General features: G+C 72.0%; 11 protein-coding genes. 10 read left to right on the top strand and 1 reads right to left on the bottom strand.

Annotated elements, in window-relative coordinates:
- Window positions 1–2 precede the first annotated feature (2 nt).
- The 3 genes from QF034_RS13935 (at window position 3) to QF034_RS13925 (ending at window position 4320) form a co-directional block, all read left to right on the top strand.
- The gene (locus QF034_RS13935; protein ID WP_307175254.1) at window positions 3–1913 is read left to right on the top strand and encodes a YfjP family GTPase; all 1911 of its coding nucleotides are present in this window, start codon (window positions 3–5) and stop codon (window positions 1911–1913) included.
- Between the two features lie 241 nt (window positions 1914–2154).
- The gene (locus tag QF034_RS13930; protein WP_307175253.1) at window positions 2155–2631 is read left to right on the top strand and encodes a single-stranded DNA-binding protein; all 477 of its coding nucleotides are present in this window, start codon (window positions 2155–2157) and stop codon (window positions 2629–2631) included.
- A 279-nt stretch (window positions 2632–2910) separates the two neighbouring features.
- On the top strand, window positions 2911–4320 hold the full coding sequence (locus tag QF034_RS13925) for a Cys-Gln thioester bond-forming surface protein (RefSeq protein WP_307175252.1): 1410 nt from the start codon (window positions 2911–2913) through the stop codon (window positions 4318–4320).
- Between the two features lie 27 nt (window positions 4321–4347).
- On the opposite strand, the gene QF034_RS13920 is transcribed toward QF034_RS13925, so the two are convergent.
- Complete coding sequence (locus tag QF034_RS13920) at window positions 4348–4668, bottom strand: hypothetical protein (protein ID WP_307175251.1); 321 nt, start codon at window positions 4666–4668, stop codon at window positions 4348–4350.
- A 78-nt stretch (window positions 4669–4746) separates the two neighbouring features.
- Between QF034_RS13920 and QF034_RS13915 the strand changes: the two genes are divergently transcribed.
- The 7 genes from QF034_RS13915 (at window position 4747) to QF034_RS13885 (ending at window position 14862) form a co-directional block, all read left to right on the top strand.
- Window positions 4747–5187 carry a GNAT family N-acetyltransferase gene (locus QF034_RS13915; RefSeq protein ID WP_307175250.1) on the top strand — a complete coding sequence of 147 codons (441 nt, stop codon included), beginning with the start codon at window positions 4747–4749 and terminating at the stop codon, window positions 5185–5187.
- A gap of 163 nt (window positions 5188–5350) precedes the next feature.
- Window positions 5351–6805, top strand: a complete 1455-nt coding sequence (locus QF034_RS13910) for a GlnX family signal transduction membrane protein (RefSeq protein ID WP_307175249.1) — start codon at window positions 5351–5353, stop codon at window positions 6803–6805.
- A gap of 29 nt (window positions 6806–6834) precedes the next feature.
- Window positions 6835–7872: a glutamate ABC transporter substrate-binding protein gene (locus QF034_RS13905; RefSeq protein ID WP_307175248.1), complete on the top strand. Its 1038-nt coding sequence runs from the start codon at window positions 6835–6837 to the stop codon at window positions 7870–7872.
- Window positions 7873–7920: 48 nt separating this feature from the next.
- The gene (locus tag QF034_RS13900) at window positions 7921–9255 is read left to right on the top strand and encodes a hypothetical protein (RefSeq protein WP_307175247.1); all 1335 of its coding nucleotides are present in this window, start codon (window positions 7921–7923) and stop codon (window positions 9253–9255) included.
- Between the two features lie 17 nt (window positions 9256–9272).
- Window positions 9273–11930: a serine/threonine-protein kinase gene (locus QF034_RS13895; protein ID WP_370880796.1), complete on the top strand. Its 2658-nt coding sequence runs from the start codon at window positions 9273–9275 to the stop codon at window positions 11928–11930.
- A 3-nt stretch (window positions 11931–11933) separates the two neighbouring features.
- Window positions 11934–13415 (top strand): PP2C family protein-serine/threonine phosphatase, encoded by a 1482-nt coding sequence (locus tag QF034_RS13890; protein WP_307175245.1) that lies wholly within the window; start codon window positions 11934–11936, stop codon window positions 13413–13415.
- 100 nt (window positions 13416–13515) lie between these two features.
- Window positions 13516–14862, top strand: a complete 1347-nt coding sequence (locus QF034_RS13885) for a vWA domain-containing protein (protein WP_307175244.1) — start codon at window positions 13516–13518, stop codon at window positions 14860–14862.
- Window positions 14863–14870: the final 8 nt, after the last annotated feature.

Here is a 14870-nt window from a genome sequence, read left to right as displayed (position 1 = left end):
CGGTGACCGCCGTCACTGACCAGGACCACACCGAGCGTGCCGACCAGCCGGGCGACGCGGACAAGGCGGCAGCTGCCGAGAACACGTCGGCGAAGGTCCCCGAGAACGCCTCCGGGGGCGAGAGCACGGACGGCACCCACGCGCGCGTGCCGGACGGAGACTCCTCCGCCCGTACGGGCTCCACGGGCTCCGCAAGCTCCCCGGGCTCCGCAACTCCCCAGGGCACCTGGGACGACGGGCTCATCGCACGGCGGGTCGACGAGACCACCGGCGTGAACCATTACGCCGTGCTGGACAGCCGCCCCGCCGCCCCGCCGACGGCGGCCCCGCTGGTGTACGACGGGCCGCTGCGCTCCCGGCTGGAGGCCCTGCGCGAACTGGTGGGACTCTCCCGCACCCGGCTCGACAGCCGGACGCTGGCGGAGGCGGGCCGGGTGCTCGACGAGGCGTCCGCGCGGCGCAGGCTCTCCGGGCAGCACACCGTCGTCGCCATCGCGGGCGCCACGGGCAGCGGCAAGTCGCAGCTGTTCAACGCGCTCGCCGGAGTGGCCATCTCGGAGACGGGTGTACGCCGCCCCACCACCGCCGCGCCCATCGCGTGCAGCTGGAGCGACGGGGCCGCGAGCCTCATCGAACGGCTCGGCATCCCGCCCCGGCTGCGCCGGCGTCCGCTGCCGACCGGGGACGGGGAGTCCCAGCTGCACGGACTCGTCCTCGTCGACCTGCCCGACCACGACTCCGCGGCCGTACAGCACCGCGAGCACGTGGACCGCATCCTGGCGCTCGTCGACGCGGTCATCTGGGTCGTCGACCCGGAGAAGTACGCCGACGCCGTCCTCCACGAGCGCTATCTGCGGCCGATGGCGACCCACGCGGAGGTCATGTTCGTCGTCCTCAACCAGGTCGACCGGCTGCCCGGGGAGGCCGCCGAGCAGGTCCTCGACGATCTGCGGCGGCTCCTCGACGAGGACGGCATCGCCCTCGGGGAGCACGGCGAACCGGGTACGACCGTGCTCGCGCTGTCCGCGCTCACCGGGGACGGCGTCGGTGAACTGCGCGAGGCGCTCGGCCAGTTCGTCGCGGAGCGCACGGCGCCGGCCCGCCGTATCTCGGCCGACGTGGACATCGCGGCGGCGCGGCTGTGGCCCGTCTACGCCACGCAGCGGCGGACCGGGCTGAGCGAACAGGCCCGGGAGGAGTTCGCGGACCGGCTCGCGGACGCCGTGGGCGCCACGGCGGCGGGCGAGGCCGCCGAACGCGCGTGGCTGCGCAACGCCAACCGTGCCTGCGGCACGCCCTGGCTGCGGTTGTGGCGCTGGTACCAGGACCGCGGCGAACCCACCACGGGGCGGCTCCCCTCGCGCACGCAGGCCGACGAGGAGGCCACCGCCCGGCAGCGGGTCGAGCAGGCTGTACGGACGGTGGCCGACCGTGCCTCGGCGGGCCTGCCCGCGCCCTGGGCGCAGGCGGTGCGTGAGGCGGCCGTCCGCGGCTCCAAGGGGCTGCCCGAGGCGCTGGACGAGCTGAGCGTGCGCGCGGGCGTGCCGACGGGGCGGCCGCCGCGGCCGGGGTGGTGGCCGGTGGCCGTGCTGTCCCAGGCGTCCATGACGATCCTTCAGTTCCTGGGCGGCCTGTGGCTGCTGGGCCAGATCGTCGGCGTCATGTCGCCGAACCTGGGCGTGCCGGTGCTGCTGATGGTGATCGGCATCGTCGGCGGCCCGCTCATCGAGTGGAGCTGCCGGATGGCGGCGAGAGGGCCGGCCCGCCGCTACGGGCTGGAGGCGGAACGCCGGTTGCGAGAGGCGGCGGCCGGGTGCGGGAGGGCCCGTGTGCTGGATCCGGTGGCGGCGGAGCTGCTGCGGTACCGGGAGGTTCGGGAGCAGTACGGGAGGGTGGTGGGGGCGCGGAGATGACGCATGGCCCGGGACGGTGACTCCGGGGCGGGGCGGTTGTGACGGGCCGCGGACGTCCCTCGGCGTCACTCACAGCTCGCCGTCACCCGTCCGGGTGACGGCGATGTCCACAGGCGGGCGGTGATCCACAGCGCTCAGCGGGCTCGGCCCGGCGGCGGCAGTCTGGCAGACGCAGCCGTACGGGACGGGCCCGTACGCATGTCGGCCCGGTGTCGCAATCCGGGCGAGGGAGGGGTTCGCGATGAACGAGACGATGGTCTGCGCGGTCGGCAGGGTGGCGACGCAGCCGGTGTACCGGGAGATGGCGTCCGGCCCGTCGGCGAGGTTCCGGCTGGCGGTGACCGCGCGCTACTGGGACCGCGAGAAGAACATGTGGACGGACGGGCACACCAACTTCTTCACGGTGTGGGCCAACCGCCAGCTCGCCACGAACACGGCGGCGTCACTGACGGTCGGCGAGCCCGTGATCGTCCAGGGCAGGCTGAAGGTACGGACCGACGTGCGCGAGGGGCAGAGCTGGACGTCGGCGGACATCGACGCGGTGGCGATCGGACACGACCTGGCGTGGGGCACCTCGGCGTTCCGCCGCGGAGGCAAGCCGGAAACGGCCCCGGCACCCACGCAGTCGGAGCCCAACTGGGAGACACCGCAGGAGGATTCATCGGCACCGACCGGCGCTCCCGCTCAACAGCCCCCCGAACCCGCTGTATTGACGTGACGTCAATCACCCGCCGCCCTGTCCGAACTGTGGCTTATCGGCGAGTGCGCACCGGAAAATCGGGGGTGGACTTGTCGATAAGCCCTGCTCACAAGGGGTCTTGGCGATAACGATTCCGAGTCGGATCACTCGTCCGACCGTCTCACCGGCGAGCGGTGTCCGTCGCTTACCTAGGATGCCGGGCATGGCTCTCGGGGCTCTTGCGGCCCATGGGGCCTGTGATTCTGCTGGTGGGACCGTACCCCCCACATCGACGGGTCCTGCTCGAAGGGGAATTTGGTGTTTGCTTCGTTCTCTGCGGTGTTCGTACGCAGGCGAGGGGCTGCCCGCCTCGGTGCCGCGACGCTCGTGTCCGGGGTCGTGGCCGCGGGTGTGCTGGCCGGAGCCGGTCAGGCGACCGCCGAGGAGACGACGCGGAGTCAGGGCGGAGCGACCGCGACGATAGGCGGGCTGAGGACGTACGGCACCGCGGTGATACACGGCGCCACCGGGGACCAGCAGGTGTCGGCGGGCCTGTTCGAGATGTCCGTCGAGGGCGGCGGCATGCTCCAGACGTACTGCGTCGACCTGCACAACCCGACGCAGCGGGACGCCGAGTACCACGAGACGCCCTGGAGCGGCACGTCCCTGGGGGCCAACAAGGACGCCGGCCGGATCCGCTGGATCCTGCAGAACTCCTACCCGCAGGTGAACGACCTCGCGGCGCTGGCACGGAAGGCGGGCGTCCGCGGTGCGCTGACCGAGCAGGACGCGGCGGCCGGCACGCAGGTGGCGATCTGGCGGTACTCGGACGACGTGGCGGTCGACGCCCTCGACCCGCAGGCCGAGCAGCTCGCGGACTACCTGGAGAAGCACGCCAGGAACCAGCCCGAGCCCCGGGCCTCGCTCACCCTCGACCCGCCGGCGGTGTCCGGCCGGCCGGGGGAGCGGCTGGGCCCGGTGACGGTGCACACCAACGCCGGCAGTGTGACGGTGAGCCCGCCGGCGGACGCCGCCACGAGCGGGGTCCGGATCGTCGACAAGCAGGGCAAGGCCGTCACGTCCACGTCCGACGGCGGGCAGGTCTTCTTCGAGGTGCCCGAGGACGCGGCGGCCGGCACGGCGGAACTGACCGTGCAGGCCTCGACGACCGTACCGGTCGGCCGTGCCTTCGCCTCGGAGAGCCGGAGCCAGACGCAGATCCTGGCCGGTTCCAGCGAGTCGACGGTGTCGGCGACGGCGGGGGCGACCTGGGCGAAGAAGGGCGCGGTCCCGGCCCTGTCGGCGGCGAAGAACTGCGCCGAGGGCGGCGTGGACATCATCGCGTCCAACAAGGGCGACGAGCCGTTCACCTTCGAACTGGCAGGCCTTGAGCACACCATCGCCGCGGGCGAGTCCCGAACGGTGACGGTCCCGCTCCAGGAGGACCAGGCGTACGACTTCACGATCCACGGCCCGGGCGGCTTCACCCAGCGCTTCACCGGCATGCTGGACTGCCAGGTCCAGGGCAGCGGGACGGGCACGGCCACGCAGACTCTCAGCGAACCGAGCCCGGCCTCGGTGGGCGGCACGGCGACGGACACCAACCTCGCCGAAACCGGCAGCTCGGGCGTCACGCCCCTCATCGCCGGCATCGCCATCACCCTGGTCCTGATCGGCGGAACGACCCTGATCGTGCTCCGCCGCAAGGAGACTCCGACGGGGGGCTGAGCCGGACCGGCCCGCCGACGCCGGTTCTCACACTGACTCGTGCCCCAGGTGCACGAGGCCTTCGATGGACTCCAACCGAGTCCGCAAGGTGGGGTCGGGGAGCGGCGTGGTCGTCAGCACGAGGACGTGGCATTCCGGGTGCGCGAAGTCGTACGGTTCGACTTCGCCGTCTCCCGGGATCTCATTCGGCTGGACCTCGACCCTTACGCCGTCGAGGTCGGCGACGTGGTACACGCCCCGGTAGTCGCTCTCGCGCTCCGTGAAGGTCACGCCCAGGCAGGCACGAACAAGCCGCACCAGGTCTTCGGCGGCGTGTGTGCGGGTGCCGTATCTGTCGTAGTCAGCCATGGCGCATCGGAGCTCAGTCCCCGTCTTGGTCGGTGTCCACTCTGACGTGCGCCGATGCCCTCGCTCTACGCTCGACCCATGAAGATCACGGTACGGGCTGCAGTGGAGGAGGATCTGGCAGCGCTGCTGGGCCTCTACGGCGAACTGAACCCGGACGATACGCCGTTGACCCAGGCGGCCGCGGATGCCGTCTGGGCGGCGATATCCGGGCAGCAGGGGCGGACCGTTCTGGTCGCCGAGGCCGATGGTGTCGTGGCCGGGACGGCGGACTGCATCGTGATGCCGAATCTCACCCGTGGTGGCCGGGCCATCCTGTTCGTGGAGAACGTGGTGGTGGCCGGCCGCTTCCAGCGGCGGGGCCTTGGGCGTCGGCTGATGGAGTCGGCCGTGCGGCTGGGGAAGGCGGCTGGCTGTTACAAGGTGCAGTTGCTGGCGGCGGACGACGCGTATGTCCACCACTTCTACGCAGCGTGCGGCTTCAAAGCAGTCGCGCAAGGGTTTCGTCGCTACATGGAGTAGCCGCGTGCATGTCCGGCGGGAACCGAACCGATCCCCCCGACGTGTTTCCGGGCAAGGGGTGGTGCCTCGCGCTGCGATCAGATCAAGATCGTGGCAAGGGCGGTGCGGATGTCAGTGCCGGAAGGGATACTTGCGGCGACGGATGACCATGGGGGAGGTCACAGTGACACACCTGCCGACGAGCGGCACACCACCGACAACAGACCCGGGCCTGCCCACCCTCCCGGCCGTACCGGCCCAACCGGCCCAGGCTCAACCGACGCAACCGGCCCAAGCTCCGCACGCCCGTACGGAACCCCAGCCCCGCCGTACCGCCTTCGCCGAGGGACTGGACCGGCTCCGCGCCGCCGCCACCACGGAGCCCGGCCGCCTCCGGATCATCGGCGCCCTCCTCGCCCTCCTCGTCGTCGCCTTCGGCGCCGTCACCGCCTGGCAGATGACCGACCGCGCGGCAGCGGCCGACGACGTCCTCACCAGCAGTCAGCCCCTCAGCTCGGACGCGGCCGACATCTACCGCTCCCTCGCGGACGCCAACACCGCCGCCTCCAGCGGCTTCCTCGCCGGCGGTCAGGAGACGGCCGCCTCCCGCGACCGCTACGAGAAGGACATCCGCACGGCCGCGGAGAAGCTCGTCAACGCCGCCGCCAACTCGGACCCGGACTCCCCGTCCGCGGCGACCATCGCCAAGCTCAACAGACTCCTCCCGGAGTACAAGGGCCTGGTCGAACGCGCCCGCACCTACAACCGCCAGGGCTTCCCGGTCGGCGGCGCCTACCTCCGCTACGCCAACGAGAAGATGCAGGAGCAGATGCTCCCGGCAGCGGAGGAGCTGTACAAGAAGGAGAACCAGCGCCTGCGCGCGGACTACGCGGACGCCACGCCCTACCCCTGGGCCGCCATCGCCCTGGGCGTCCTCGCCCTGGCCGCCCTCGCCTGGGCCCAGCACCGCAACTACCAGCGCACGAACCGCGTCCTGAACCACGGCCTGGTCGCCGCCACGGCCACCGCGACCGTGGTCCTCCTCTGGCTGGTCGTCGGCCACAGCGTCGCCCGCGCCGGCCTGAACGACTCCTACGACCACGGCGTCCGCTCCCTGAACGTGCTGCACGACGCCCGTATCGCCTCCCTCAAGGCACGGGGCAACGAGAACCTGACCCTGGTGGCCCGCGGCGCCGAGACGAAGAAGGTCGGCGAGGACACCTACGACGCCTACGACTACGACTTCCGTACGGACATCGCCGCCCTCGGCAAGTACCTGGCGGACGCCGAGGAGCTCGCCGACGACACATCGGGCGAACAGCCCGTCACCGCTGCCGTGGGCAACATGACGGAGTGGAAGAAGCGCCACACCGCGGCCCGCGGGCAGGACGAGAACGGCAACTACCAGCAGGCGCTGGACAAGGTCATCGGCACGGGGAAGACGACCGGCGAGTGCTTCGACAGCGTCGACGAGAACCTGCGCACGGCACTGGCGCACGAGGAAACCGAGTTCAAGCGCGCGGCCGATGACGGCCGGGACGCCCTGACGGGCCTGTCGGCGGGCGCGGCCGTCCTCGCGGTGCTGGGCGCCGCGGGCGCGGTGCTCGGCATCGGCCGCAGGCTGTCGGAGTACCGATGAACGGGACACGGGTGAAAGGGGGCGCGACCATGCGAGCACGACGTCTGCGGGCCAGTCTGAAGGGCTGGGGCGGGGTGGCCGCGATGGCGGTCGTCTGCGCCCTGGTGGCCGTCTTCGCCCTGTGCGTCCCGCTGTCCGGACCAAGGACCGTGGACGACCAGGCCGTTGCCCAGTCGGCCCGGATCAAGGCGGAGAAGACGGACGAGGACTGCGAGGCCCCCGAGAAGCAGACCCTGTCGCCCTCCTCCGCCGACGGCGACACCATCCAGGACATCAAGAACCGCAAGGGCGGGAAGCGCAAGCTGATCGTCGGCGTCGACCAGAACAGCTACCGCTGGGGCTACCGCAACCCCAACAGCGGCAAGTCCGCGGAGCTGGAGGGCTTCGACATCGACCTGGTCCACCGCATCGCCGAGGACATACTCGGTGACCGGAACGCGGTCCAGTTCAAGGCGATCCCCACCGACCAGCGCATCCCGGCGATCCGGGACGGTGACGTGGACATGGTCGTCCGCACGATGACGATCAACTGCGAGCGCATCGAGGACGTCGCCTTCTCCGCGCCGTACTTCAAGACGGGGCAGCAGGTCCTGGCCCCCAAGTCCTCGCCCATCAAGGGCTACGACGACACGCTCGCCGGCAAGAGGATCTGCACGGCCACGGGCTCCACGGCGTACTCCACGCTGTCAGCGGACAAGAAGAGCGGCAAACTCCCCGCCACCACCGACATCTCCGAGACCGTCCCGAACCAACTCGACTGCCTGGTCAGGCTCCAGCTCGGCGAGGCCGACGCGGTGGTCACCGACGGCGCGCTCGCCGCGAGCCAGGCGGCACAGGATCCGACGGTCGAGCTCAAGGGCGACGCCTTCACTGCCGAGTACTACGGCGTGGCGATGAAGAAGGACGCCGACGATCTGGTACGCCGGGTCAACCAGATCCTGGTGGACTACCGCAAGGACACCGCGACCGGCTGGCAGGCGTCGTACGACAAATGGCTGTCGGCGACACTGGGCAAGGTTTCGGAGAAGTCGGAACCACCGGCACCGCAGTACCTGCGCACGACCTGACCACCGCACCGACCCCCGGGCCGGCACAACCGCAGCGAGAGGTGATCGATGGGCGTCACGGGATCCACCGGGCCGGTGATGGACCGGGACGAGGTGGACCGTGCGCTGGCGCGGCTCGGCGCGGAGCACGAGGCGATCGAGACCTCGCTCCTCGCCCTCCAGGACCATGCGGGCCGCAGACTGCTGGAGGGCGCCGAACTCACCGGCGTCACCCGGGAGCGCTGGACGTCCACGGAGGCGTCGATCACGCTGCTGTGGACGTACTTCGACGCGTACACGGACGCCTTGCGCACCGCCCGGGAGATCCGCTCCCGCCGCCGCTGGTCCAGCCGCGAGGACCTGGTGGAGCTGACGGAGCTGCTGAACGGCGAGTCGGTCACGGTCGCGGGCAGCGCCACGGCGACGGCCAACGCCCCGACGCTGCACGGCACGGGGAACAAACTCAGCGAACGCTACTCGCTCGCCACCCTCGTCGACCGGATGAACGAGCTGTACGCGATGAGCCTGGACATGGTCGTTGCGGCCGATGCGGTCTGGTCGGCGCTGCCGGCCCGGATCGACCTGCTGGCGGCCGAGCTCCAGCGCACCCGCCGGCTCGCGCACTCGGTCGGCGTGCGCCCCGGCGAGCACCCGGCGGGCGACGACCTGGAGCGCATCACCCGCACGCTCACGAAACTGCGCGAGCAGGTCGTGTCGGACCCGCTGGCGTTCTGGCAGGCCGCGGAGGGCAGTTCGGCTCCGGGCGGCGGCAGGCCGGACACGACGGTGTACGACCGGGAGGCGCGCGCCCTGGAGGACGTACGCCGGGAGATCGACGCGGTGCTGACGGTGCGGCAGGACGCCGAGAAGCGGATCGTCAGACTGCGGGACGTCCTCAGCCGCGCGGACCGTACGCTCGCCGAGGCGCGCACCGCCCGCGGCGAGGTCCTCGCGAAGATCGCGGCGACGGAGGTGCCGGTCGTCAGCGGACCGCCGACCGCGTTGCAGGAACAGCTGGCGGCGGCCGCGGAGTACCGCAGACAGGCCCAGTGGCACCGCCTGTCCCCGCTCCTGGAGTCGCTGGAGCAGAAGGCGGAGGACGAACTGCTGCGCGCCCGCGAGTCGTTGACCGCGGTCACCGCACCCCTGGCGGTCCGCGCCGAACTGCGCGGCCGGCTCGACGCGTACAAGGCGAAGGTCGCCCGGCACGGCTTCGCCGAGGACACGCTGCTGGTGGAGCGGTACGAGAAGGCCCGCCGCATGCTGTGGAGCGCCCCCTGCGACCTGCGCGCCGCCGGACAGGCCGTGCTGCGCTACCAGCAGGCCGCGGCGGAACTGCTCGGCGGCCCGCGGGTGCCGGACCAGGGCGTGCCGGAGGACGACCGGAGGGGGCCGGGCGCATGAGCGACAAGGGGGAGTCCGTGAGTCAGGCACCGAACGAGCCGCCGAGCCAGTCACCGGGCCAAGCACCGGGTGGAGCACAGGGTGTGGCGCAGCGCACCTGCCAGCGCCCTGCCTGCGGCGGCAGCTACGAGGACGTGGGCGGCGGCGAACTGTACTGCGACACCTGCGGCCTCGCCCCGGTCGTCGCAGCTGGGGGTCCCCCCTCTGGGGGAGGCATGGTCGGGTCGCCCCCCACCGGCATCACCGCCGGCGGCAAGGGCGGCTCACGCGGCTCGGGGCGCAGCGGCAGCTCCCGCACGAGCAGCCGCAGTTCCCGTACGTCGTCCCAGTCGTCGAAGTCCCGCCGCTCGGTGTCGGGACGCCTCTCGCGCTCCCTGTCGGGCAAGGCGACGGGCCGTTCGGTGTCGGTGCGCAGCTCCGGTTCCGCCGCCGGTTCCTCCTCCCGGGGCCGGCTGGGCGCGGGACTGGTCCAGGTCCCGCCGATCCCTCGGCCCGACCCGCGCGAAATGGTCCTGGACAACCCCGAGGTGCCCGAGCGGAAGCGATTCTGCTCGCGCTCGGACTGCGGCGCCCAGGTGGGCCGTGCGCGCGGCGACCGTCCGGGACGTACGGAGGGCTTCTGCACCAAGTGCGGGCATCCGTACTCGTTCGTGCCGAAGCTGAAGGCCGGGGACGTCGTGCACGGCCAGTACGAGGTGGTCGGCTGCCTCGCGCACGGCGGCCTGGGCTGGATCTACCTGGCCGTCGACCGGGCGGTCTCCGACCGCTGGGTGGTCCTCAAGGGCCTGCTGGACACCGGCGACCAGGACGCGATGGCCGCGGCGATCTCCGAGCGGCGCTTCCTCGCGGAGATCGAGCACGCCAACATCGTGCGGATCTACAACTTCGTCGAGCACCTGGACCAGCGCACGGGCTCGCTCGACGGCTACATCGTCATGGAGTACGTCGGCGGCAAGTCGCTGAAGGAGATCGCCAACGCCCGCCGCACCCCGCACGGCAGGCGCGACCCACTGCCGGTCGAGCAGGCCTGCGCGTACGGCCTGGAGGCCCTGGAGGCGCTCGGTCATCTGCACAGCCGCAACCTGCTGTACTGCGACTTCAAGGTCGACAACGCGATCCAGACCGAGGACCAGCTCAAGCTGATCGACATGGGCGCGGTGCGCAGGATGGACGACGAGGAGTCGGCCATCTACGGCACGGTCGGGTACCAGGCGCCGGAGGTCGCCGAAGCCGGCCCGTCGGTGGCGAGCGACCTCTACACCGTCGCCCGTACCCTCGCCGTCCTGACCTTCGACTTCCAGGGCTACACGAACGTCTACGTCGACTCCCTGCCCGACCCGGACAACATCGAGGTGTTCCGGCAGTACGAGTCGTTCTACCGCCTCCTGGTCCGCGCCACGGACCCCGACCCGGCCCGCCGGTTCGCCTCCGCGCAGGAGATGACCGAGCAGTTGACGGGCGTCCTGCGGGAGGTCGTCTCCGTCCAGACGGGCCGTGCGCGGCCCGCCCTCTCCACGCTGTTCGGGCCGGAGCTGCGGGTCACGGACACGGAGTTGTTCCCGAAGCTGGGCGGTGAGGTGTCCCGGCTGGGGGCGCGGGTGGTGCGGAAACGGCGCAACTTTGCGACCTCGGCGGCGTTGCCCGCTGTCCCATCCCAACCTCACGCCGCCCAGCTCGCCGCCGGGCCCCAAGGAGCCGCGCCAGGGCCGGCACTGCCCGGTCCCCACAGCCTCGTCAAGCCGGTCGACACCCGCGCCGCCGCCCTCGCCCTGCCCGTCCCGCGCGTCGACCCGTCCGACCCCAACGCCGGCTTCCTGGCGGGCCTGATGACCTCCGCCCCGGCCGAGCTGCTCGGCGCCCTCGCGGCGGCTCCGGCCCCCTCGATCGAGACGCGGCTGCGGCAGATCCGGGCCTGGCTGGAGACCGGCGATCCGGCCGCCGCGCTGGAGGCGCTGGTCACGCTGGAGGGTGAGCGGCCCGACGACTGGCGGGTGGTCTGGTACCGGGGTGTGGCCGCGCTGGTGACAGGCGACGACGAGGGCGCCGCGCTCGCCTTCGACGCGATCTACGACGCCTTCCCCGGCGAGATCGCGCCCAAGCTGGCGCTGGGCCTGTGCGCGGAGGTACTGGGCCAGCTCGACAACGCCGCCGAGTACTACCGGCTGGTGTGGTCCACTGACCCGAGCTACGTGAGCGCCGCGTTCGGCCTGGCGCGCGTGCAGTTGGCGACCGGCGACCGGCACGGCGCCGTGCGGACGCTGGAGTCGGTCCCGGAGTCCTCCATCCACTACACGGCCGCCCGTGTGGCCGCCGTCCGGGCGCGGTTGCGGCAGCGCACGGCGACCGCCTCCGACGTACCGTTCCTGGAGGACCTCACGGCCGCCGCGACGCAGGTCGAGGCCCTGGACGCGTACGGTCTGGACCCGGCGCGCCGCGAGCAGTTGTCGGCCGAAGTCCTCGGCTGCGCGCTGGACTGGGTACTCTCCGGGGGCCAGGGTTCCGCCCCTCCCGCCGCCGGAGGACGGACGCTGCTCGGCAGCGGCCTGGACGAGCGGGGCCTGCGTTTCGGCCTGGAACGCTCGTATCGCACGCTGGCCCGGCTGGCGCGCGGCGGCGAGGAGAGGATCGACCTGGTGGAACGTGCCAATCGTTACCGCCCCCGGACGTGGGTGTAGTTGATGTCGCAGATGCCCCAGTTGTCCGCCTGCCCGAGTTGCGAGGAACCCCTCGAATCGGGTGACCGTTTCTGCGGCGCGTGCGGATATGACCTGTCCGCCGTGCCGGTACGGCCTCAGGACAACCCGACCATCACCATGAACGGCTCGGTGCCCGCGCAGGGCGCTCCGGCCGCTGCGTATCCCGAGCCGCCGTCGGAGCCGCCCACGGGCGCGCCCTGGCCCGCCCCCGGGCCGGACGGCGCGCGCGGATCGCAGGCGGCGCACCAGCCGGCGGACCTCCCGGGCACGGACTCGGGCGGCTCCGCGCTGCCCCCGGACACACCCCCGCCCCCCGGTGCCCCGCCGGCCCCGGCCGCGGGCGTCCGCTTCGACAACCCGCCCCAGGCCGAGGGCCACCCACAGGCCGAGGGACACCACCCCGCGCCGCCCGGCGGCCACGCCCCACAGCCCGAGGGATATCCGGCACCGTCCGAGACCTACCAGGCGCAGCAGCCCGACGAGTACCTCCTCCAGGCACCGGACCCACGGGTGTCCGCCGACCCGGCGGCCCAGGCCGCGGGCGCCGGCGGCAAGGTCTGCGTGGCCTGCCGGGCCGGCCGCGTGGACGACGACGGCTACTGCGAGAACTGCGGCCACGCCCAGCCGCGCGAACGGGACCACATGGAGCAGGAATCCGGCCCGGTGGCCGCGGTCAGCGACCGCGGTCTGCGCCACCACCGCAACGAGGACGCGTTCGCCATCGGCAGCACCGCGCTGCCGGACGGCTCACCCGCCTCCGTGGCGATCGTCTGCGACGGCGTCTCCACGGCGACCCGCCCCGACGACGCCTCGATGGCGGCGTCGAAGGCGGCGAGCGAGGCACTGCTGGCCGCCCTGCCGCGCGGCACGCACCCGCAGCAGGCGATGCACGACGCGATCATCGCCGCCTCGCGCGCGGTCAACTCGCTCGCCGCGGAACCCGCCACGGCCCGCGAACACGCCCCGCACCAGAACGCGCCCGCGTGCACCATCGTCGGCGCCGTCGTCACATCCGGCCTGCTGATCGTCGGCTGGGTCGGTGACAGCCGCGCCTACTGGGTCCCGGTCGACCGGAGCGCACCCCCCGCCCGGCTCACCGAGGACGACTCGTGGGCCGCGCAGATGGTCGCCGCGGGCCTGATGAGCGAGGCCGAGGCCTATGCCGACGAGCGCGCCCACGCGATCACCGGCTGGCTCGGCGCGGACGCCTATGAACTGGAACCGCACACCGCCGCGTTCAAGCCCGACCGCCCCGGCGTGGTCGTGGTCTGCACGGACGGCCTGTGGAACTACGCGGAGGCGGCCGACGAGATGGCCAGGGTCGTCCCGCTCGACGCGGCCGCGCATCCGCTGCACAGTGCCCGGGTGCTCGTCGGTCACGCCCTGGACGGCGGGGGCCACGACAACGTAACAGTGGCCCTCGTGCCGTTCCCGGCGGTCTCCCAGGGGGCAGGATCGGCCTGAGGCCGCGTTATGGGGGCGGCTCAGCGGACCGGAGGGGACCGGTCCGCCCACCGTCATCACCCCGCTGAAGCGGGGGCTTTCGAGGGGGATCGAAGCAGGCATGGCCAATTTCTCGAAGTCGAACGTGCCCCAGTTCTCGGTGGACGTCTATCAGAACGAGTACCTGCCGGAGGGCGCCGGCGAGGTCAACGCCATCGTCACGGTGACGGCGACCGGCGGCGGCACGATCGGCAGCGCGGTCTCGGCGCCCCACCTCTTCTCGCCCGGCCAGGGCCCGTCCGCGGCCGTGGCGATCATGGTCGACTGCTCCGGGTCGATGGACTACCCGGCGACCAAGATGCGCAACGCCCGCGACGCCACGGCCGCCGCGATCGACACCCTGCGCGACGGCGTGCACTTCGCCGTGATCGGCGGGACGCACGTGGCCAAGGAGGTCTACCCGGGCGGCGGTCGCCTCGCAGTCGCCGACGCCACCACCCGCGAGCAGGCCAAACAGGCGCTGCGCTCGCTCAGCGCGGGCGGCGGCACGGCCATCGGCACCTGGTTGAAACTGGCCGACCGCCTGCTGTCCTCCGCGGACGTCGCCATCCGGCACGGCATCCTGCTCACCGACGGCCGCAACGAACACGAGGCGCCCCAGGATCTGAAGGCCGCGCTCGACGCGTGCGCGGGGCGCTTCACCTGTGACGCGCGCGGCGTGGGCACCGACTGGGAAGTGAAAGAAGTCACAGGGATCGCCTCCGCCCTGCTCGGCACCGCCGACATCGTCGCCGACCCGGCGGGGCTCGCCGCCGACTTCACGCAGATGATGGAGACGGCGATGGGAAAGGAGGTCGCGGACGTCTCCCTGCGGCTGTGGACCCCGGTCGACACCACTGTGAAGTTCGTCAAGCAGGTCGCGCCCACGGTCGAGGACCTGACCGGCCGGCGCGCCGAGGCGGGCCCGCGCGCCGGCGACTACCCCCTGGGTTCCTGGGGAGACGAGTCCCGTGACTACCACGTCTGCGTCGAGGTCCCGGTCGCGAACATCGGGCAGGAGATGCTGGCGGCCCGGATCTCGCTGGTCATTCCGCAGCCCGACGGCACCGTCCGGAACCTCGGCGCGCAGGGCCTGGTGCGGGCCGTGTGGACGGACGACATGGTCGCCTCGACGTCGATCAACCCCCAGGTCGCCCACTACACCGGGCAGGCAGAACTGGCGCAAGTCATCCAACAAGGGCTGGATCTTCGCAAGTCGGGAGATATGGACGGAGCAACGGCCAAACTGGGCCGGGCTGTTCAGCTCGCGAGTGCCTCCGGGAACGCCGATACTGCGAAACTGCTTGCGAAGGTGGTGGACGTGGTCGATGCCGCGACCGGTACTGTGCGACTGAAGGCGAAGGTCGAAGAGGCCGACGAGATGACGCTCGAGACCCGGTCCACCAAGACTGTTCGTGTGAAGAAGTGACCTAGAAG

Source organism: Streptomyces africanus (assembly GCF_030816955.1).
Lineage (GTDB): Bacteria > Actinomycetota > Actinomycetes > Streptomycetales > Streptomycetaceae > Streptomyces > Streptomyces africanus.
This window is presented reverse-complemented; position numbering and strand designations above follow the sequence as displayed.